The organism is Thalassospira permensis NBRC 106175, from assembly GCF_000714555.1.
In the GTDB taxonomy this organism is placed as follows: domain Bacteria; phylum Pseudomonadota; class Alphaproteobacteria; order Rhodospirillales; family Thalassospiraceae; genus Thalassospira; species Thalassospira xiamenensis.
Map to the genome: position 1 here is coordinate 1 of NZ_AUNC01000005.1, position 20,350 is coordinate 20,350.

A 20,350-nucleotide genomic window follows, 5' to 3' on the forward strand; every position below is an offset into this window, starting at 1 on the left:
ATCAACAATGACAAAACCGCGTTTGAAATTGGTGGTGGTGTCCGACTGTCTGACTCTGTTACCGGTCTGAGTGCCGCCCTTGAAGGCAACTATCTTGCCGGTCGTTCGGACTATAACGAATACACCATCGGCGGCACCCTCGTTTACGGCTTTGAACTTGTTGGCGATGATGGCCGTTCCATCGGGATCATCAAACCGTTCTTTGCCAGCAACCTCAACGAATATGGCAATCAGCGCATCCGCACCGGTTTGGGCTTTGATACCGGCAGGCTTACCAGCGAACTTGCACTCAGCCACATGATGTCGATTGCCAATGATGATGACGATACCGACACCAGCAGGCTCGAAATCCAGATATCGATGCCTTTCTGATCGCAGGCACGCAACCAGAAGCCCCCGGTCACAGGCCGGGGGTTTTGCGTTTCTCCATACATCCAGCCAGATCAATTATTTACCCGCGGGAACAACTTCGCGAAAGCCGCGTTGTGATCTCAGTTACACAAGTCCCGCTTTCGGGACACGCGCAAACGCAACATAAAATAATAACAGGAGCCCCCAATGCCCATCAGTCGTATTGCCGGCATCGTCATCTGCGTCATCGGCATTGCCCTTTTGATCGTTGGTCTCAACGCATCCGATAGTGCCGCCGATCAGCTCTCCGAAACCTTCCTCGGCAGCTACACCGATGAAACGCTCTGGTATCTGATCGCGGGTGGTGCCGCCGCAATCGGTGGCTTCATCATGATGATGTTCGGTGCCAAGGCCCGCTGATCCTTCCCGATCCGGCTGTTGTCATTGTTTCCCCAAACCGCCCTTTCGCGGATGATGGCAACACACTGTTGACGAACGGTGACTGGTCAGGTGGACCAAACAGGCACATATTCGCAATCAATGTTGTTTGAATGTCGAGGTGCCCCACCATGACCAGTCCCGTTGCCCCCTCTGCTTCTGCCACCCCGCAGGGCAATCTTGCGCCGATTTTCATCTCGCACGGATCACCGATGCTGGTCGCGCGCCAAACCACCCCGGCATTCGATTTCTTTGCCCGCGATCTTGGCAATCAGTTTGATGGCGCGCGCGCCCTCCTGATCGTCTCGGCCCATTGGCAGACCGCGACACCGACCATCTCGACCGCGGCCCGCCCGGAAACCATCCACGATTTTTACGGCTTCCCCAAACCGCTTTATGACCTGCATTATGATGTTGCGGGCGACCCGGCACTGGCATCCGAAATCGCCGGTCTGATCGGGGCCGCCACCGATGCCGCGCGCGGTCTTGATCACGGTGCATGGATGCCATTGATCATCGCCCGCCCCGGCGCCGATATCCCGGTATTTCAGCTCTCCATGCTGGCCCATGGCAGCCCGGCGGATCATTATGAACTGGGTAAAAAGCTGCGCGGCTTGCGCGATCTGGGTGTTCTGGTGGTTGGCAGTGGTGCCATGACCCATAATCTGCGCGCCCTTGACCGCAACGAAGGCCCGATTGATCCGTGGGCGCAGGAATTCACCAACTGGATGCTGGGCAAACTGGCCACCCGCGATATCGATGCCCTGCTTGATTACCGTGCACAGGCCCCGCACGCCGCCATGGCCCATCCCGAAGACGATCACCTGATGCCGTTTTATGTGGCACTCGGTGCGGCGGACGAGGGTTTCGTGCCCGAAACCCTGCATGACAGTTTTGAATTCGGCAACCTTGCCATGACCGCACTTCGCTTTGACGATCCCCAAAGCATCCAGCAAGCGGCCTGAACGAACATATTCAGACCAGAACAAGAAGGCCGGGAGACGTCACCTCCCGGCCTTTTGTCTAGAACATCAGGCGAATGCCCGTGACGATATAGGTTGCCTCATAATCCTCGCCGTCATGTTTGGCGAAATCGGCGGTATCCCCGAACTTCCGTTCATAGGCAACACCGACATAGGGCACGATGGCGCGATCAATCAGGTCATAGCTCAGTCGCAAGCCGATCTCAGCACTTGAAATCCCCTTGCCGACTTCGATCTCGCGATCTTCCGAGAAGGCCGCATTGATCTCGAACGATGGTGTGAGGATCAACCGGTTGGTCAGAAGCCCTTCATATTCGACATCAAGCCTTGCCGAACCATCGCCCGTCTCGCTGACAAACAGATCGGCATCGACTTCAAACCATTGCGGCGCAAGTCCGACAATGCCGACCGTGCCATACCAGCGATCAGCCCCCTCGGGGGTATCAACACGCACGCCCCCCTTGGCATCGAAAAAGTCGCTGATCGGGGTTTGCAGGACAAAGCGGTTTTCAAGTTTCTCGTAACTATCGGCATCAAGGTCACGTTCGCCCTCACCCTGCCAGCGCAGTTTAAGTTCGTCCGTGCCCACAAAGGCATCCGCATCCCAGACAAGGCGCCTTTCGCTTTCGTCACCGACACGATATTCAAACTGTTCGGCCTGAAAGCCGTAATAAATACTGGCATCCATCGCCATACCGGCACGCGCGAACGGGCCGAGTGCCAATGCGACACCCCCGCCGATCAGCATCAGATCAAGTTTTTTCATGATGGATCAATTCCCGCTCTCAAGCTGTGTGACTGCCGGGCCGCCTTCGACCACGACCTTGCGGAACATGCCGGTTGCCATGTGATAGCTCAGATGACAGTGGAATGCCCATTCGCCCGGTTCATCAACCTCGGTTTCGGAATAGACCGTGGTGCCCGGATTGATGCTGATCGTATGTTTGACCGGGTTCCATTTACCCTGCCCCGTATCAAGGATCGACCACATCCCATGCAGATGCATCGGATGGGTCATCATGGTTTCATTGACGAATTTGAACCGGACACGTTCCCCGTATTTCAGGCGGATCGGCTCGGCATCTTCGTATTTCACGCCATTGATCGACCAGCTATAGCGTTCCATGTTTCCGGTCAGGCGAAGCTCGATCTCGCGGGTGGCAGGGCGTTCTGCATAAAGCGGTTTCTGCGCTTTCAGATCGCTATAGGACAGGAACCTGCCGCCATTGGCCGCCTCCGGAACAAGGCCACTGCCCGCCGCATAGAACGGATCGACCTTCTCGTCCATATCCATGTTGGAATGATCCATTCCGGGCATCGATCCTTGCGATCCGCTGTCGGTGGCAGCAGCACCATGATTCATGCCCGCCATATCGCCATGGCCCATATCCCCATGCGCCATGCCCATATCGGCCATGGTCAGCATCGGTGATTCCGTGCGCAATTCCGGCATCTCGGCCCGCATTCCGGCGCGCGGGGCCAGGGTGGCAAAGGCATGGCCCGACCGCCCCATGGATTCCGCCAAAATCGGATAGGCCTTGTCGTCCTTTGGCTGGACAATCACGTCATAGGTTTCGGCAACCGCAATGCGGAACTCGTCAACCTTGACCGGCTGCACATTATTGCCATCTGCCTGCACCACGGTCATTTCAAGCCCCGGCATCCGGACATCGAAATAGGTCATCGCCGACGCATTGATGAAACGAAGCCGCACCCGTTCTTCGGGCTTGAACAATCCGGTCCAGTTCTGATCGGGTGACATGCCATTGATCAGGCCGACAAAGCCCTGCACATCCTCGATGTCGGTCCGCATCATCCGCATGGAACCCCAGTCGCCGCGTTCTGACAACGTCGCACCCAGACCGTTCTTCGATACATCATCGATGAAGTCGCCAAGGGTCCGCTGTTTGCGGTTGTAATAGTCCGGCATCATTTTCAGATTGCGCAGAATGCGATCACCCGAATGGGGATGCTTGTCTTTCAGGACCACCACATATTCGCGGTCGAATTTGAACGGCTCGCGTTTTTCCGGCTCGATGATGATCGAGCCATATGCGCCGTCCGGCTCCTGAAAACCGGAATGGCTGTGGAACCAGTATGTGCCGCTCTGTTTGACCGGAATGCGATAGGTGAATGTTTCACCCGGTTCGATACCGGGGAAACTGATGCCCGGCACCCCATCCATCTGATAGGGCAGGATAAGACCATGCCAATGGATCGAGGTGGCCTCTTTCAGATTGTTGGTGACATTGATGACCGCCTCTTCGCCTTCCTTGAAACGAAGTGTCGGTCCGGGGGATGCCCCGTTATAGCCGATACCCTTTGTCTTGGTATCTCCGGTATCGATGGTGACATAATCGACCGTCAGGTCATAGGTCGCCGCCTGACTTCCCGTCGACAGGGCAACCATCGCCAGCGCCCCGGCAAGGACGCCTTTGACATAGTTGATTTTCATTTAATGGATTCCCAAAAACTTGCGGAAACGCCAGAGGCCTCAGGGACGGCAAGGTACCGCCCCGCCTCTCGCACCTCGAACCGACCGGCTTATGACTTCAGACGGACTTTGCCCATCATGCCGCTTTCATAGTGGCCCGGTACATTGCAGGCGAATTCAAGCTCCGCATCCGCTGGGAACGTCCAGATGATCTCGGCGGTCTGGCCGGGTTCAAGAAGGACGCTGTTGGGGTCGTCATGTTCCATGGTCATACCGTTCCCCATATCCATTTTCATCATGTCCATATGGATCTTGTCCACATCCAGCGCGCCATGCTCCATCATCATCATCATTTCTTTCTGGTGGCTGGCATGCATGGCGGCCGTGCCGATATTGAACTCGTGAACAAACTCACCCTTGTTTTCAATCTGGAAAAGGATGGTTTCACCGGCACGGACTTCGATGGTTTCCGCATCAAAGAAATTGTCTTCCATAACAACCTTGATGGTGCGGGTAACATCGGCGGCATTTCCCGGCGCACCGATTTCCGGGGCGACCGAACCATGTCCCTGACCATGTCCCGGGCTTGCAAAGGCAAGCGGTGCGCTCAGCAGGACACCTGCAATCGCGGTTGAAACGGCAATACGGGTAAGAAAATTCGATTTGACGTTGGGCATATCATGCTCCTGAAAATAGTCGTCAGAATGATTGCCGTTGCTGCACAAACATCTGCGCAAGCTGCACTGATCCCCGAAACGGACGACCAGATGACGGCATTTAAGACAAAGACGGGATTATTTTCAGGCGCGCGGCGGCTTGTAGCTGCCATCTGCCTCAATCGAAACGAACGAACGCTCCGTGATCCAGAATGCAGCTTGTGAAACCACAAGCGTGACCGATACCAGATCGACCAGTTCCTCGACAAACGGCCCGCAGACCGTCATGCCGCAAATATCGGCATGGGATGAAAACGGATCGTGGGAAAACGGCTTGGACATGTCATCCATATCGCTGACCATGCCATGATGGCTGTTGCCGTCATGGCCGGAATGCGCCCGCACGTTCCCGCTGACCGACAGCAAAACTGTCAGGCTCATCAGGATCACAAGTGTGCAGGAAATGAAACGCAACATGGCTTCCGATCAAATGTAAACGCCCAAATCGTTATGCCCGGCAACGGGCAACGTCAAGTGGCAATATTGCGGCACGCCGCATATCCTTATATTTCAAAAGATTAGGTGCCCTTGTTATTGTTCACCCCGGCGATTACGATCATTTTCAGACATCAACCTCGCAAGACGGAATGCCCCATGCTGTCGCAAAACCAGACCACCCTTGAAATCAGCACCACCGGACAGGGCCTGCTTGAATTCACCGATCAGGTCCAGTCTTGGTTACAGCAAACCGGCATCAAAACCGGTCAGGTCACAATCTATTGCCGTCATACATCCGCCAGCCTGACGATCCAGGAAAACGCCGATCCCGATGTCGTGCTGGACCTCGAAACCTTCTTTGCAAGGCTGGTCGAAGAAAACCCCAGCCTCTATCGACACACCGCCGAGGGGCCGGACGATATGCCGGCCCACATCCGGGCTGCGCTGACCGATGTGTCACTGACCATCCCGGTCACAAACGGTCGTGCGGTTCTGGGTACGTGGCAGGGGATTTACCTGTTCGAACATCGCCACGCCCCGCATCACCGCCAGATCACCCTGCATCTGATCGGGGAATAAGCCCGGCTTGCCGCCTTACGCCGCCATTTCCGGCCGACGCAGCCAGATGCCCCTGATCTGGGTGTCAAGCAGGTCGCGCAATGTCGCGCACATGTCTTCGCAATCGTAATTCTCCGCCCCGACATGTTCATGGATGGTGAATAAAAACAGCGCGATAACGGTTTTGTGGATTGCTGCGGGTTCGATTGCCGGGTTCAGCTCCCCGTCAAGCTGCCCATCCTCGATCAGGCGCATCACCGCATCAATCAGGCCGCTACCGCGCATCAGCTCCTTGACCGCCCCCTTGCGCGGTGAAAACACCAATTGCTGCAAAATCACCTGCCAAAGTCCCGGCTGCAACGCGATCTGCGCAAAGCGATAGGATGCGATATGCATCAGCTTGTCGACAAAGCACCATTCGGGCTCCATCGTATGCAGCCCCTGCTTGATCGCATCGGCCAGATGGTCACCCACACTGGAAATCAGCAATTCTTCCTTGGTCGGGAAATGGCTGAAAATCGTGCCTTCGGCAACCCCGGCTTCCCTGGCGATTTCGCGCGTGGATGCCCCGTCATAACCCTGCGCGTCAAAGCATTTGCGCGCCGCAATCAGAATGTTTTCACGCGTCTGTTCACGTTTGGTCGCACGGCTCTTCACACCGGTCTGCATAAGACATCCCCTGTTTAACTGAGCACACTCAATGAGCATACTCAATTAAACCTGATGCCTGCCGCTGTCAATTGCCTGTCATTTCGGGCTGCGTTTCAAGCTCGGCCTGATAGGTGGCGTTTTCGCAAGGAGCAAAGATATCCTGCCCCTTGCGATAGACCGATGTTTCAACCCCCATCACGCCCAGCACGGTTGAAAACACATTGTCATGCGAAAAACTGCCGGTTCTGGCCTGATCGCTAAGACAGACGCGATTGATCCCGTGATCGGCGACAAACCCGTCAGACGCCCAGACAAACATCGGCACCCGCGTCTGTTCGTCCGGGGCAAACATGTATGGCGCGCCATGAAGATACATGCCGCTTTCGCCAAGCGATTCCCCATGATCGGACACATACAGCAGCACGGTATTGTATCGGTCCTGATAGGACTGCAACCGTTCCACCAGCCTTGAAATCACAAAATCGGTATAGCGGATCGTGTTGTCATAGGTATTGATCAGCTCCTGCTGCGTGCAGTTTTCAATATCGCTGCGCGGGCAGTCGGGCGTGAAAAACCGGTGTTCATCGGGATAACGTTTGTAATAGGTCGGCCCGTGGCTGCCCATCAGATGCAGGGTCACCAGCCGGTCGCCCGCCATCGCGGCAATCTGTTCGTCAAGCCCGTCAAGCATCACCTCGTCATGGCAGGTGCCATTACCGCAATATTGCGGGAAATCTTCGGGTTTGATGTCAACATTGGGGATGCGGTCACACGCCCCTTTGCAGCCTTCGTCATTTTCCTTCCAGAACACCGAAACACCGGCCTTCGCCACCACATCCATCAGGCTTTCGCTATGGCTGGCGACCTCGCCATTGTAATTGGCGTGATCCATGCTCGAAAAAATGCACGGCACCGAAACCGCCGTTGCCGTCCCGCAGGACCGCACATCCTGAAACGCCAGCATCCCCGGAATTTTTTGGGTAAATTCCGATGTCGGGCGGGCATAGCCATTGGCCTGCACGCTTTGCGCCCGTGCGGTTTCCCCGATCACCAGGAACATCAAAGTCGGCTTGCCGTTGCCCGCGACCTTCACCACCTGATGGGCGTCATTGCCGACCGTCTGGAATGGCATCGATGACGATACATAGCGCCGTTTGACATACTGAATACTGCCCGTCACGTAATTGACCGGCGAAACTTCCTTGCCCAGCACCTTGTGATTGCGCCCGACCGATGCGTAATCCTTGAAATAAAGCCCGGCAATCCCGCCAAAAAGCACCAGCGGCACCGCCATCATCGCCACCCGTTGCACAAACCCGCGCAAAACACTGCGCGGATAGCGCACCGGCAGCAGGAACAGCAAAATCACCGGCACGATCCCGGTCCCGATAAACCAGATCGCCGATTGCACATTCAGATACGAAAACGCTTCGGCTGAATTGGTTTCGACCACATTTTCAATCATGCCGCGGTCAAACACGATGCCGTATTTGACCATCGCATAATTCGCAAGCGCGCCGGTCAAAATCAGCAGGGCAAAAAACGGCTTCAGAAGGTATCTGAACGAAAACGGCGTGAATAAAACGATAGACCCCAGCAGCAAAACAAACGGCGCACTGGCCGCAAAGCCAAGGTCATAGGCCTCAAGCTGCCCGAGGATTTGATAAAAATGCCCCAGAACCTTCCAGTTCAGGACAAGCGCGAAATAAACCGCCAGCCCGACAATGACAAAGCGATAATCAATCGGCGAAAAACGCAATCGCATCCGGTTAAAAAAGCGAACAGGAAGGCTGAAACGGGGCATCGGCACTCGCACAAAAGGGGGCAAATGCCCCACGTCTGCGCTGCAATATGTGTCCGCGTTTGGCAACCGGACCAACAATGCCGGGATCAACCCGATCACGTGGGGCAACCGGTCAAACCAACCGGCCCCCGATTGCTATCAATCGAAACTGACAGCAACCTGAACGGTGCTTTCCTGCCTTTGCAAAACGGGGTTCAGGCGGTTTTGGCGGCCCGCTTGCGCATTCTGCTTTGCCGAACTCCAAGGTAACTGTGCGTCGCCAGTGTGACGATCACGATTGACCCGCAAATAAGCGTCGTGCGGCTGGGCACCTCGTCAATCACCAGCCACACCAGAAGCGATCCGAAAATCGCCTCGTTCAGCATGATCAGCCCGGCCTCGGCCGCCGGGATTTTCTTGGCCCCGGCGGTAATGAACAGAAACGACAGCGGCAACACCACACAGCCCAGCAGGATCAGCCAAATCGGATCAAGCGGCTCAAGCGCCATCGGGCTGGCATTGGGTACCATCACCAATGTCGCCAGAAACGCCCCCACCATCATCGCACGCACCGCATCGATATGAATGCGCGTACCGACCACATTGAAATAACACGCCATGCAGATCGCCGTGCCAAGCGCCAGAATATCGCCAAGCGTATTGGCCCCGCCAAACCCCGCCCCGACAATCGCCGCAAGCGACACAAACACCACGACGGATGCAATCCATGTCCGCACGGCCAGAACGCGCTTGAACACAAATACCGCAATCAGGGCCGATAATAACGGGGTCGCGGCAATGATCACCAATGTATTGGCCGCATCGGTATTGCGGATCGACAGGATGAAACACGCACTTGTCCCGCCATAAAACAGCCCGGCCAGCATTTCATCGCGGGTCGGCATCATCGCATGGCGCAATGACTGACGGCGACGCATCCCGCGCCAGAACGCGATCAGGGCAAGTGTGCTGCCAAGGATCAGCAACCGCCAGAACGCGGTCGTCATGTCATCGGCCTTGACCAGCCTGACCAGAAGCGCATCGGGACTGATGATCAGAACCCCGATCAGCACCAGCCACGCACCGTGCAAATCGGCAATTTTAAACCGTCCTGATCCCATTTCGTCCGCGTCCCCTGATTGTTTTATGCCATCCGTTTACGGCTTGGCTTTCTTGTGCGACGGATTGGGGTATATGACAAATCCAAATTTCTCATCAATCGATCAGCATTGCTGATGCAAGCCTCCCCCCACCGCACCATTTCACACAAAAGAAATGGTTTTGTTTGCGCGCCAAGGCCGATAAGTTGGAACCGTTTTCGCCACACCCAATAACGAGGATCAAATCCATGGCCGGAAAAATCGACGCCCGCCTTGCCGAACTCGGCATCACCCTGCCCCAGGCAAACGCCCCGGTTGCCAATTACGTGCCCTATGTCCGTTCCGGCAATCTTGTGCATGTCTCGGGTCAGATCACCATGGAAAACGGCGAACTGAAATTCATCGGCAAACTTGGCCGCGACTATCAGGTCGAAGACGGCCAGAAAGCCGCCCGGCTTTGCGCACTCAACCTGATCGCACAGGTCCGTGCCGCGATTGGCGATCTTGATAACGTCAAACGCGTCGTCAAACTGAACGCGTTCGTCAATTCCGACCCCGCCTTCACCGATCAGCCCAAGGTCGTCAACGGCGCCTCCGACACCATGGTCGAAGTTTTCGGCGATGCCGGCAAGCACGCCCGTTCTGCGGTTGGCGTCGCGTCCCTGCCGCTCGGCGTTGCGGTCGAAATCGACGGCATCTTCGAAGTCGCGTAAATACGCCTTTCGCAAACATCCAAAAGCCGGGCACATGCCCGGCTTTGTATTTTTCGGTAAAATTTCCCCCTTGACCTTACCCTTACTTGAGGTTCTATGAACGAACGCATCACGAATTCAGGAGAATGGCGATGCGTGTTTTTATTCTGGGTGGTAGCGGCCTGATCGGGGCGGCGATTGTGCGCAATCTGGTGTCGGCCGGGCATCATGTCTTTGCCCTGGCACGAAGCGAAAACAGTGCCGCCCATCTTGCCGTCATGGGCGCATGGCCGATCCGCGGCGACATTCACAATCCCGGCCCGTGGTGCGATAAACTGCCCGTTGTCGATGCCGTCATCCATGCCGCATGTGATTTTTCCGCCGATATGGGCGCGGTTGATGCCGGGATGCTGATCGAATTGCTGCACGTTCTGCATCGCCAATCCGGGCCAAAGGCCCCCGCCCTGCCACGCTTCATCTATACCGGCGGAAGCTGGCTTTACCCCGCGATGAAATCTTCTGACGCCATCCATGATGAAAAAACGCCCTTTGCCCCGGTGCCGGGTTTTGAATGGATGGTCGCAGGCCTGACCAAAATCCTGTCCGATCCGGCCCTGCATGGCATGGTGATCCATCCCGCCACCGTCTATCGCACCGATCCGCCGTCTCGCACCCGCCCGACCTTGCCGGGCGGGGCGCTTCATGACATGGCCCGCAGGGCGCGCGATGAAAACCGCGTTCGGATTGTTGGCGATGGGCCGGGGGATGAAGTCGTCTGGCCGCTGATCCATGCCGATGATCTGGCCGATCTTTATCGGCTGGTGCTTGAAAACGGCGAACGCGGTCAAAGCTATATCGGGGTTGGCATCGAAGGTATCGCGACCGGCGATCTTGCCCGTCAGATCGCGCAAACCTTTGGCCGGGCCGATTGCGAGATCGAGCATATCAGCCCCGATGACATCGCCCGCGAATACGGGCAATGGGCGCGTGGCCTTGCGCATAGCCACCGCATGACCAGCCAGAAGGCGATCTGCGAACTCGGCTGGCAACCGCGCCATACCGATATCGCGCGTGACCTGCAAAGCTGCTGCGGGGTTTCCGCAGCAGCCTAGGGATCAGCCCCCCATCAAATCCGGCCAAGCAATACCAGCGCGACCACGATAATCAGCACGACGCCCAGCAAACCGATGCTGGTGTGACCAAAACCATAGCCATACCCGCCAAAGCGGCCGCTAAACCCGCCCAGCAGGAAAATCACGAGTAATACGACAAGAATGGTACCGACTAACGACATTTGGTCGTCTCCTGCTATGTTGAAAATAATCTGAAAGGCAAATCAGCCCCATCGCGACCGCCTTTAATCATGCGGGCCGGACGGCGTTTGCTGATGCGACAACCGCAGCCACACACCGTCATCGTTCAGATAGGTCGAGGTACAAAGTGCTTCGTAAATCGGGTCTTCGGCCCGTTCCGCCGAGACGCAATAGGCCAGAACCGCAACATCGCCCTTGCGCGTGATCGCAAGATCGCTGAATGCCACCGTCCGCCATCTTTGGGCGACCGCGTTGTTGCGCCAGATCGCCTCATCCACCAGAATACCCGCCGGATAGGGCAAAACCGCAATCGCCCCCTTGGCCGTCAGGTGATGAACACCATCCGCCCCCTCGGTCCAGAACTTCTTTTCAAGCACCCATAGATCGTCTTTGTCTGTCATCAATTGGCCTTTGCGCACAATTTGGGAATCAATCCGCAGAAGAAGCATCAGGCTTGGCGGCGGATGGGGCTTCTATTTGCCGAACCAGAAAACGGCGACCTGAATCACCAGAAACGCAATCGCGACCATCAGATAAAGCCGGTTGCCAAGGATATCGGGCAGTATTGTGCCTGTGCCTGTGCCTGCGTTTTCCTGACGCGTACGATCCGCCAGCTCCCCGCCGGGCAGGGATGCGATCATTCGGCTTACCGCGTCGGCACGTTCGGCAATCACCGATGGCACATCGGTAAAGCGCGCAACAAGCCCGTCAAGCCGTTCCCACGCGGATTTTTTCGGCAGCGCCGCAAGGTCGGATGCCTCCTGCCACGGATCAACACCAAGCCGTGCCAGCATCGACAGAACCGTAACACTGGTCCCTTTGCTGTCATCACCAACCGGCATTTGCAGGAACTGGTCGTATTTTGTGTCAAGACCGATAGACGAGGAATAATGCGCCACAACAAGCCCCTTGACCAGCACGGTTCGGCTCGGCCAGACAGACCGATCCCGAAGTGTTCCCCCGAAATACTCTGGGGCTGGAAAAGAAACACCTGTCGGATATTGTAGTCGTCAATTGTATTTTCAGGACTGATGCAGGTTAGGGTTGTTGTTGAAAATCGTGCTGAAATCCTAATGCTTGCCGCTAATCGCGTTAAGCCCGACCACCCCGCCAATGATCATCAACAGGAAAACCGCCTTTAATACGCTCATCGGTTCCTTGAAAAACATCATCCCGATCACCGCCACCGCCGCCGTGCCAAGCCCCGACCACACCGCATAGGCCGTGCTGACCGGAATCGTGCGCAACGTTAATGACAGCACCCAGAAACTGACCCCGTAAAGCGACAGGCTCAAAACCGCAAACCGCCAATCGGTAAAACCGTTGGAAAATTTAAGCGACACCGTCCCGACCACTTCAAGGCAGATCGCGCCCAACAGATAAACCCATGCCAGCATAACCAACCCCTTCACGGTCAAAGATTTGTGCGCCCAAAATGGCCAAAACCACCGCGCGGGGCAAGCCATCCGTCGCGATAATTTTCACAGCAACCCGATCTGCATCAAACCACCTGCCAAAGCCATTGCGTATAACTGCACGCCAAGGCACATTGCGGGCACATTGCGGCCCGGCCACCAACATGCGACACTGCGCCCGGATTTGAAGCCCGAATAAAACAGGGATAAAAACATGATCGAAACCGATATTCTGATTGCAGGCGGCGGTATCGCCGGCATGAGTGCGGCGGCCCGCTTTGCCGCCGACGGCCACAGGATCATGATTGTCGATCCCGCCCCCGCCGACATTGGCGAGGGGACGGACCTTCGCACCACCGCCTTCCTGCAACCGGGTATCGAAACCCTTAAAAAGGCCGGCGTCTGGGACGCGATCAAACCGACGGGTGCCGAACTTCGCGTCATGCGCATTGTCGATGCCGGGGGCACTGAAATGACCCCGCGCGAAACCGCCGATTTTGATGGGGCCGAAACCACGCAGGGCTTCTTTGGCTGGAATGTCTCGAACAAGGCCGCGCGTGTTTCCCTGATGGCGAAACTTGAAACGCTGCCCAATGTCGATTTCCGTTTTTCCACCACCGTTACCGGCTTCACCGGCACCGCGCGTTATGGCGAGGCCACATTATCCGGCGGCGAAACCGTCCGCGCCAAGCTGGTCGTCGCCGCCGATGGCCGCAATTCATCGCTTCGCGAATTTGCCGGAATCAAGCATCGCCGCTGGGCCTATGATCAAAGTGCGCTGGTCTTTGTCGTCACACACGACAAACCGCATGACAATATCTCGACCGAAATCCACCGCACCGGCGGGCCGCTGACCTTGGTCCCCATGCCCGATCTGGATGGCAAGCCCTGCTCGTCCGTCGTCTGGATGACACCGGCCGACCGCGCCCAGCAGCTTTACAACATGGATGACGCAACCCTTTCGGCTGAAATCACCCGTGACACCATGTCGATGTTTGGCCCGCTTACGGTCGCAAGCCCGCGCGCGGTCTGGCCGATGATATCACAGGTCCCGTCGCGCCTGATTTCGGCAAGGCTTGCATTGGTGGCCGAAGCCGCCCACGTCGTCCCGCCGATTGGCGCGCAGGGGTTAAATATGAGCCTCCATGACATCGAAACACTTGCCGACCTGATGGCACAGGCCAAGCTCAAGGGCGAGGATATCGGGGCCACCACGTTGCTTAAATCCTACGAACGCAAACAGCTTCCCAAAACGCTCGCACGGGTTGGCGGCATTGATCTGCTCAACCGCGCCTCCATGTTCGAGCCCAGAACACTGCGCGACCTGCGCTATGCCGGGTTGACCGCCATCAACCGCATCGGCCCGCTGCGTAAACTCGCGATCAAGGTCGGGGTGGGGAAATAACTTAGCCCCACCCGGTTCCGCCAAAACAGTCAAACAATCAGCTTCCCATCCGGCCCGAAAAAGGGATGCGGCCCGTCATATCGGTCAAGATAGGCCAGATGCGTCATCAGGCTGTGCTGCCCCGCATCCCAGACATGCAGATGCATCGCGGGCGGTTCCATGACAAAGGCCGACGGACCATCGGCGCGCAAATCAAACGCCACCTGATGGGCGACCGACGGGCCGATCATCAACGGCACCCCGGCCCAGATCGTATGGATCGGGCGGTGCACATGGCCACAGAAAATCGCCTTGATCCGGTCACGATGCACCGAAACGATTGCCGCGAGTTCTTCCGCACCTTCGCCCAGATTTTGCGCGTCCATATGGGCAATACCGGTCACAATCGGCGGATGATGCATGAAAATCGCGCAATCCCGGCCATCCCCGTCCAGAAGCACATCGCGCAGCCAGTCAAGCTGTTCGGGGCCCAGAACGCCACCCGGTTTGCCCTCGTCAAGCGTATCCAGCGCAATCAGGCGCAGCGGAAAATCATCGACCACATAATTCACAAATCCGGTATCGGCCCCAACCGGGGTGGCATCGGGAAAAGCTGCCCGCAGCGGTTGGCGTCGGTCATGGTTCCCCGGCACCATGAAATACGGGATCGTCAGTTTGGTCAGGATTTCGGCGACCAGTTCATATTCGTCCCGGCTTCCAAGATCCCCGATATCGCCGGTAAACAGCACCACATCCGGGCGCGGCACCATCGCCATCACATGGGCAACCGCCTTTTCAAGCGCACCTGCGGTATCCACCTTGCGATAGGCAAGCCTGCGGCCCGCCCCGATATGCAGGTCGGTCAATTGTGCAATCAGCATTTTCTTTGATTTCTTTCTTTTGTTTTATGACTGGGCCGCAACAGCGGGAAAAACCGTCAGCCGGTCGGCATTGACCCGGCAATGCACATCGGCCCCGGCTTCAATCACGTCATCGGCATGGGTATCCATCGTGATCGCCTGCGGGCCAATCCCCGACACGGTCAGACGCAACCGTTCACCCAGATACGAAACTGCCTCGACCCGGCCGGTAAAATGCGCCTCGTCCAGATCACAGGGCGAAAGCCCGTCCGCCCGGAAATAAAGCTCCACCGGGCCCTGATCGATAATCGCGCCATGGCGCGGATCAAACGCATCGACCGCATCAAAAACATGGGTCCCGATATGCAATCGCCCGTCGCGCATCTGCCCTGTCATCCGGTTGGCCGCGCCGACGAAATCGGCAACAAACGGGTTTTGCGGCTTGCGGTAAATCTCGCGCGGGGTGCCGATCTGCGCGATCTCGCCCTTTTGCATCACAACAATCCGATCCCCCAGCGCCATGGCTTCTTCCTGATCATGGGTGACGTAAACTGCGGTAATGCCAAGCTTGCGCAGAAGCGCATTGATCTCGGTGCGCAACCTTACGCGCAGTTTCGCATCCAGCGCGGTCAGGGGTTCGTCCAGCAACAAAACACGCGGCTGCACCGCAATCGCGCGCGCCAGTGCCACGCGCTGGCGCTGCCCGCCCGAAAGCTGATCAATCGCACGGTCGGCCAGCATATCGATATGCATCATTTCCAGCATCGCATCGACGCGCGCATCGCGTTCCTTGCCCGGCACCCCATGCACCTTAAGCCCATAGGCAACGTTTTCCGCCACCGTCATATTGGGAAACAGCGCATAGGACTGAAACACCATGCCGACCCGGCGTTTTTCAATCGACTGGCGGGTGACATCATCCCCGTCAAAGCTGATCACACCGCCCGCGTCAGAAAATTCCAACCCGGCAATCATGCGTAAAATCGTCGTCTTGCCGCATCCCGACGGGCCCAGCAGAACAATCGTTTCCCCGCCCTCGATCGTCAGGTCAAAGGGGGCCAGGGCGCGTGTGCCATCGGCAAAGGTTTTCGCACAATTGCGAAGTCTGATCTGCGTACTCATAACGTATCCTCCGCCGTATCGATGCGCTTCGATGCGCGACTGCCCCGGTTGGCAAGTGCCTGCATCGCAATCAGCAACGGCATGATCAAAACAAAGAAAATCAGGGTATAGGCACTGCCGATTTCAAGGCGCATCGATGCATAGGCATCGGCAAGACCAACCGGCAATGTCTTGGTGAGCGGCGTATGCAGCATCCAGGTCAGGTTGAATTCCCCGATGGAAAGCGTCACCACCATAAGCGCCCCTGCCAGAATGCCCGGCTTGGCATTGGGCACGATGACGCCAAAGAACCGCCGCCAGAAACCCGCCCCAAGGCTTGCCGCCCCTTCTTCCAGCATCTTCATATCCATCGCCGCCATCACCGCCGCGACAGAGCGCACCATGAAAGGCAGGGTAAACAAAACATGCCCGGTCAGGATGAAAAGCCAGCTCGACCGGTATCCACTGACCCCGCCATAGGTGATCAGCAACGCCAGCGCCAATGCCAGCCCCGGTATGGCCACCGGCAGTGTCAGCAATTCCTCAAACAGCCGCATCATCCGGCTGGGCCGTCGCACCAGCACATAGGCCAGCGGCACACCCGCGACCAACGTCACCACAAGGCACGCCATCGCAATGCCAAGTGACAACAGGATGCTTTGCGCATAAAGGTCCCAGACCTCGAAGATCCAGCGTAACGTCAATCCCGACGATAGCCCCTTGAACACATTGACCGTCACCCCGGCAAGCGCCGACATCACCACCGGCACCACGATAAACAGGCACAACACAATCGTCAGGCCAAGCTGGCTGTAAAACTTCCAGTCACGCCGCATGATCACGCTCCCCCACCGGTGCCCGACGTCGCACCATTGCCAACAAAAATGCGCACCGCGGCCAGAACCGCCCATGTCATCGCACCCAACGCAATGCTGAGCGCCGCTGCCACCGCGATATTGGCGTTTCGGGTAAATTCGGTATAGATCACCGTCGGCAGCACATCGATATCGGTCGCCAGCGTAAAGGCCGTGCCAAACGCCCCCATCGCGGTCGCAAAGCAGATCGCACCGGACGACACAAGACCGGGCATAAGCCCCGGCAGGATCACATCCCGGACCACCCGCCATGTCGGAGCGCCCAGTGACCGGGCCGCTTCTTCAAGCTGCGGATCAAGCTTCTCGGCCGATGCCATCACGGCCAAAATCACCCGCGGGATCGAAAAATAAAGATAGCCGACAAACAACCCGGTGATCTCATAGGCAAAGACGATCTTCTCGCCCCAAAGCGCATCACTGATTGACCCGATCACGCCCTGCCGCCCGGCCAGCATGATCACCATGAACCCAACCACCGTGCCCGGAAACGAGAGCGGCAGGGTCAAAAGGGCCGTAATCACATTGCGCCCGGCAAACCGGTTACGCACCAGAAACAGCCCGCAAATCCCGCACAGAATAAGCGCCGTCACCGTCACCCCCGCCGACATCACAAGCGTCTGGATCAGGCTTGCCAGATACCGATCATTTGTCAGGATCACGAAATAGGTCGCAAGCCCATCGGGCCCATCCGCCACCCGCATCGCGACAAGCGCCATCGGGATCGCGAAAAACGCCGCGACAATGATCAGGCCGGGCAACATCAACAATGCCAGAATGGCCGGGCTTCCCGCCCCCGGTGTTGCCCGCCCGAACAAAGAGGATGGGAAAGCCCATGGGAAAGAAGGGCGCGAACGCCCCTCTTTGATATGTTCAACCGACGACACTTACCGCACCTCGGACAGATAACGCTCGCCAAAACCGGCCTGAACTTCGGCCATCTTGGCGTAATCCACCGGCTGGGAACGCTCATATTCCGCGGCCGGCAGGAACTTTTCCGATGCTTCCGGCGACATCGCCGATGCAATCACCGGGCGCAGGAACGCATTGGCCCAATGGGCCTGCCCGGCATCCGACATCACATAATCGAGAACCTTCTTGCCATTCTCGGCATGCGGCCCGTTTTTAACCAGGCTCATGACATAGGGAAAGGCAACCGTGCCCTCGGTCGGGATGACAAAGGCGACACTCGCCTCGTCCTTGTATTTCGCACGGTACGCATTGAAATCATAATCGATCAGGATCGGAATTTCGCCCGACAGAACCCGCGCATAGGCGGTCTGTTTTGGCACGATCGGATCGTTTGCTTTCAGTTTTTTGAAAAACTCGATCCCCGGCGTGAAATCGTCAAGCGATCCCCCCATCGCCCGGTTGATCGCAACCGCACCGGCATAACCGACAAACGCGCTTGACGGGTCAAGATAGCCCACCATGCCCTTGTATTCCGGCTTCAGAAGGTCCGACCAGCTTTGCGGAACCGGCGCCCCGCCAAGGGCTTCGGTATTGACAAAAAGCCCGATGGTGCCGGAATGAATGGCAAACCACGCGCCGTTTTCATCTTTCAGGCCCGCCGGGATCTTGTCGAAATTGGCCGGTTTGTAATCGGCAACAACGCCTTCCTCTTTGGCCTTGATGCCAAACGAAACCCCGTAATAGGCAACATCGGCAACCGGATTATCCTTTTCCGCCAGAAGCTGCGACAAAGTCTGACCGGAATTCTTGTTGTCCTGCGGCACATCGATTTTAAGGTCGCGCGCAATGTTCTTGAGCTGCCCGCCCCAATCGGCCCATTCCGGCGGACAGTTATAGCAAATCGCAACATCTTCGGCGAAGGCAGGCTGCGCAGCCACAACAGCAAACGCCGCACCCATGACAAGTTGTTTGAAACGCACTTTTGATCTTCCTATACTCGGGTTGATGAACGGCGTCGGGAATCCCCTCGGAATGCTCCAATGGAGTCCCCGTCGCTTAGATGATGAGGCAGCAACAAACTCTGCGGGTTTGTCTGCCCCTTGATCAGGCCGCGCAGGAATGCAAGCGCCTGCCGGCCCATCTCCTGGGTGGGTTGAACTGCCGAACACAGCTTTGGCGTGATCAGCCCACCCACCGAAATTCCGTCAATACCGCCAACCGAAACATCACCGGGCACCGATAACCCATGCGCCCGGCACGCGCTGATCGCGGCAATCGCCAGCATGTCGGTCGAACAGACAATCCCCGTGACCGCATCCGGCCCCAACAGCAGATCGCGCAATGGCTCCACCAGATCGGTTTCGCCAAACCGCACCTGCACCAGATGCTTTTTCTCGATCCCGGCCTGATCCAGCGCCCGGCAAAACCCGTCATAGCGCTGGCGCGACCGGTCCGAACTTTCAAACTGGCCTGCCACCATCACAAGCGACCGGTGCCCCTTGGCAATCATCGCATTGGTGATGTCAAAGGCGGACTTCGCGTTATCAACGCTGATCGCGGCGATATCGGCACGTTCGGGCTGGTTAAACAGCAACACGAACGGGATTTTCTCGGCTAACAGCAAATCCACCACCGGATTGTTATCCGCATTGGCAAGGGTCAGGATCAACCCATCGACGCGATTGTTCAAAAGGGCTGAAACCGCCCCCATTTCGCGTTCGGGATCATAATTCGATGATGTCAGAAGAACCGTAAGCCCCTCGATATTGGCTTCCTGCTCGATCCCCTGCACCGATGTGGCAAATACCGGATTGGCAAGGGTCGGCACCAGAACGCCGACCGTGCGGGTCTGGCTCATCTTCAACCGGCGGCCATTGATGTTGGGCCGGTAATTCAGATACCGCATCGCCGTATTGACGATTTCGGCGGTTTCCGCCGGAACCTCGCCGGGGAAATTGATCACGCGCGATACCGTCGCAATCGAAAGACCGGACTTGCGCGCCACATCGCGCATGGTGGGTTTTGACGACATACCAGAACTCCTGTAACGCCCCCACCATAGGCAAGTTACAAGTCAGTCTGATAACGTATTTGTTGCCGTTTTATGAACATTTGAAACGTTTACATCGGCAGAAAACCGCGATTTCACTAAATCACGACCTGCCCCAAAACCCGACATCCCAAGCCCCGGCATGGCCCCGCCCCCTTGTTTTTCCCCGCCAGCCCGGCCCCGAATGTCCCGCCCGTCGGCACATCCCCAACCGTCACGCCGTTAAACGTGCCACGCCACGTATATACCCTTGACATATACCGAACCGCACAACAAAATATATGCAACACGTATATACC

25 protein-coding genes are annotated in these 20,350 nt (G+C 57.1%); 7 read left to right on the forward strand and 18 right to left on the reverse strand.

From position 1 onward, the window contains the following. From SMB34_RS21120 to SMB34_RS04020, 3 genes are all read left to right on the forward strand, one after another. Positions 1–372: hypothetical protein (locus tag SMB34_RS21120; protein ID WP_037987814.1), on the forward strand; the 372-nt coding region annotated here is incomplete at its 5' end. A gap of 186 nt (positions 373–558) precedes the next feature. Next, the gene (locus tag SMB34_RS04015) at positions 559–771 is read left to right on the forward strand and encodes a DUF3185 family protein (protein WP_007091969.1); all 213 of its coding nucleotides are present in this window, start codon (positions 559–561) and stop codon (positions 769–771) included. 149 nt (positions 772–920) lie between these two features. Beyond that, a complete protein-coding gene (locus tag SMB34_RS04020) occupies positions 921–1,754 on the forward strand; it encodes a DODA-type extradiol aromatic ring-opening family dioxygenase (protein ID WP_051682114.1) in 834 nt (277 codons plus the stop codon). A 58-nt stretch (positions 1,755–1,812) separates the two neighbouring features. On the opposite strand, the gene SMB34_RS04025 is transcribed toward SMB34_RS04020, so the two are convergent. The 4 genes from SMB34_RS04025 to SMB34_RS04040 all read right to left on the reverse strand — a co-directional run bounded on the left by SMB34_RS04025 (position 1,813) and on the right by SMB34_RS04040 (position 5,339). After that, on the reverse strand, positions 1,813–2,538 hold the full coding sequence (locus tag SMB34_RS04025) for a copper resistance protein B (RefSeq protein ID WP_037987816.1): 726 nt from the start codon (positions 2,536–2,538) through the stop codon (positions 1,813–1,815). Between the two features lie 6 nt (positions 2,539–2,544). Next, the gene (locus SMB34_RS04030) at positions 2,545–4,227 is read right to left on the reverse strand and encodes a copper resistance system multicopper oxidase (protein ID WP_051682115.1); all 1,683 of its coding nucleotides are present in this window, start codon (positions 4,225–4,227) and stop codon (positions 2,545–2,547) included. Positions 4,228–4,316: 89 nt separating this feature from the next. Next, positions 4,317–4,883, reverse strand: a complete 567-nt coding sequence (locus SMB34_RS04035) for a cupredoxin domain-containing protein (protein ID WP_007091973.1) — start codon at positions 4,881–4,883, stop codon at positions 4,317–4,319. A gap of 123 nt (positions 4,884–5,006) precedes the next feature. Beyond that, positions 5,007–5,339 carry a hypothetical protein gene (locus SMB34_RS04040; protein WP_037987818.1) on the reverse strand — a complete coding sequence of 111 codons (333 nt, stop codon included), beginning with the start codon at positions 5,337–5,339 and terminating at the stop codon, positions 5,007–5,009. Between the two features lie 177 nt (positions 5,340–5,516). Here SMB34_RS04040 and SMB34_RS04045 point away from each other — a divergent pair, with 177 nt between their 5' ends. Next, a complete protein-coding gene (locus tag SMB34_RS04045; RefSeq protein ID WP_037987820.1) occupies positions 5,517–5,939 on the forward strand; it encodes a secondary thiamine-phosphate synthase enzyme YjbQ in 423 nt (140 codons plus the stop codon). Between the two features lie 15 nt (positions 5,940–5,954). On the opposite strand, the gene SMB34_RS04050 is transcribed toward SMB34_RS04045, so the two are convergent. From SMB34_RS04050 to SMB34_RS04060, 3 genes are all read right to left on the reverse strand, one after another. Then, a complete protein-coding gene (locus tag SMB34_RS04050) occupies positions 5,955–6,587 on the reverse strand; it encodes a TetR/AcrR family transcriptional regulator (RefSeq protein WP_037987821.1) in 633 nt (210 codons plus the stop codon). Positions 6,588–6,654: 67 nt separating this feature from the next. Continuing rightward, the gene (locus tag SMB34_RS04055; RefSeq protein ID WP_240478740.1) at positions 6,655–8,373 is read right to left on the reverse strand and encodes a phosphoethanolamine transferase; all 1,719 of its coding nucleotides are present in this window, start codon (positions 8,371–8,373) and stop codon (positions 6,655–6,657) included. A gap of 194 nt (positions 8,374–8,567) precedes the next feature. After that, positions 8,568–9,473, reverse strand: coding sequence for a DMT family transporter (locus SMB34_RS04060; RefSeq protein ID WP_037987823.1), 906 nt, complete (start codon positions 9,471–9,473; stop codon positions 8,568–8,570). A 227-nt stretch (positions 9,474–9,700) separates the two neighbouring features. Here SMB34_RS04060 and SMB34_RS04065 point away from each other — a divergent pair, with 227 nt between their 5' ends. Further along, positions 9,701–10,165 (forward strand): RidA family protein, encoded by a 465-nt coding sequence (locus SMB34_RS04065; RefSeq protein WP_037987824.1) that lies wholly within the window; start codon positions 9,701–9,703, stop codon positions 10,163–10,165. A gap of 131 nt (positions 10,166–10,296) precedes the next feature. Next, positions 10,297–11,256, forward strand: a complete 960-nt coding sequence (locus tag SMB34_RS20580) for an NAD-dependent epimerase/dehydratase family protein (RefSeq protein WP_167332731.1) — start codon at positions 10,297–10,299, stop codon at positions 11,254–11,256. A gap of 14 nt (positions 11,257–11,270) precedes the next feature. Here SMB34_RS20580 and SMB34_RS20845 read toward each other — a convergent pair whose 3' ends face one another. The 4 genes from SMB34_RS20845 to SMB34_RS04085 form a co-directional block, all read right to left on the reverse strand. Beyond that, positions 11,271–11,438 (reverse strand): DUF3309 family protein, encoded by a 168-nt coding sequence (locus tag SMB34_RS20845; protein WP_071239857.1) that lies wholly within the window; start codon positions 11,436–11,438, stop codon positions 11,271–11,273. Positions 11,439–11,501: 63 nt separating this feature from the next. After that, positions 11,502–11,858 carry a hypothetical protein gene (locus SMB34_RS04075; protein WP_037987943.1) on the reverse strand — a complete coding sequence of 119 codons (357 nt, stop codon included), beginning with the start codon at positions 11,856–11,858 and terminating at the stop codon, positions 11,502–11,504. 72 nt (positions 11,859–11,930) lie between these two features. Next, a complete protein-coding gene (locus SMB34_RS04080) occupies positions 11,931–12,377 on the reverse strand; it encodes a hypothetical protein (protein ID WP_037987826.1) in 447 nt (148 codons plus the stop codon). Between the two features lie 150 nt (positions 12,378–12,527). After that, complete coding sequence (locus SMB34_RS04085) at positions 12,528–12,854, reverse strand: DMT family transporter (RefSeq protein ID WP_037987828.1); 327 nt, start codon at positions 12,852–12,854, stop codon at positions 12,528–12,530. Positions 12,855–13,086: 232 nt separating this feature from the next. On the opposite strand from SMB34_RS04085, the gene SMB34_RS04090 reads away from it, so the two are divergent. Then, the gene (locus SMB34_RS04090) at positions 13,087–14,277 is read left to right on the forward strand and encodes an FAD-dependent oxidoreductase (RefSeq protein WP_037987829.1); all 1,191 of its coding nucleotides are present in this window, start codon (positions 13,087–13,089) and stop codon (positions 14,275–14,277) included. Positions 14,278–14,306: 29 nt separating this feature from the next. Here the strand turns inward: SMB34_RS04090 and SMB34_RS04095 are convergent, their stop codons facing one another. The 7 genes from SMB34_RS04095 to SMB34_RS21000 all read right to left on the reverse strand — a co-directional run bounded on the left by SMB34_RS04095 (position 14,307) and on the right by SMB34_RS21000 (position 20,308). Beyond that, the gene (locus SMB34_RS04095; protein ID WP_037987831.1) at positions 14,307–15,137 is read right to left on the reverse strand and encodes a phosphodiesterase; all 831 of its coding nucleotides are present in this window, start codon (positions 15,135–15,137) and stop codon (positions 14,307–14,309) included. A gap of 24 nt (positions 15,138–15,161) precedes the next feature. Beyond that, positions 15,162–16,238: an ABC transporter ATP-binding protein gene (locus tag SMB34_RS04100; protein WP_037987833.1), complete on the reverse strand. Its 1,077-nt coding sequence runs from the start codon at positions 16,236–16,238 to the stop codon at positions 15,162–15,164. Continuing rightward, positions 16,235–17,053, reverse strand: a complete 819-nt coding sequence (locus tag SMB34_RS04105; RefSeq protein ID WP_037987834.1) for an ABC transporter permease — start codon at positions 17,051–17,053, stop codon at positions 16,235–16,237. The genes SMB34_RS04100 and SMB34_RS04105 overlap by 4 nt, the downstream gene beginning before the upstream one ends. Before the next feature lie 2 nt (positions 17,054–17,055). Beyond that, on the reverse strand, positions 17,056–17,976 hold the full coding sequence (locus SMB34_RS04110) for an ABC transporter permease (RefSeq protein ID WP_205618035.1): 921 nt from the start codon (positions 17,974–17,976) through the stop codon (positions 17,056–17,058). After that, positions 17,977–18,981, reverse strand: a complete 1,005-nt coding sequence (locus SMB34_RS04115; RefSeq protein ID WP_037987835.1) for an ABC transporter substrate-binding protein — start codon at positions 18,979–18,981, stop codon at positions 17,977–17,979. It lies immediately after the preceding gene. An 11-nt stretch (positions 18,982–18,992) separates the two neighbouring features. Then, on the reverse strand, positions 18,993–20,033 hold the full coding sequence (locus SMB34_RS04120) for a LacI family DNA-binding transcriptional regulator (protein WP_084716486.1): 1,041 nt from the start codon (positions 20,031–20,033) through the stop codon (positions 18,993–18,995). Between the two features lie 116 nt (positions 20,034–20,149). Continuing rightward, entirely contained in the window at positions 20,150–20,308 is a 159-nt protein-coding gene (locus tag SMB34_RS21000; RefSeq protein WP_156962637.1) for a hypothetical protein, read from the reverse strand. Positions 20,309–20,350 lie beyond the last annotated feature (42 nt).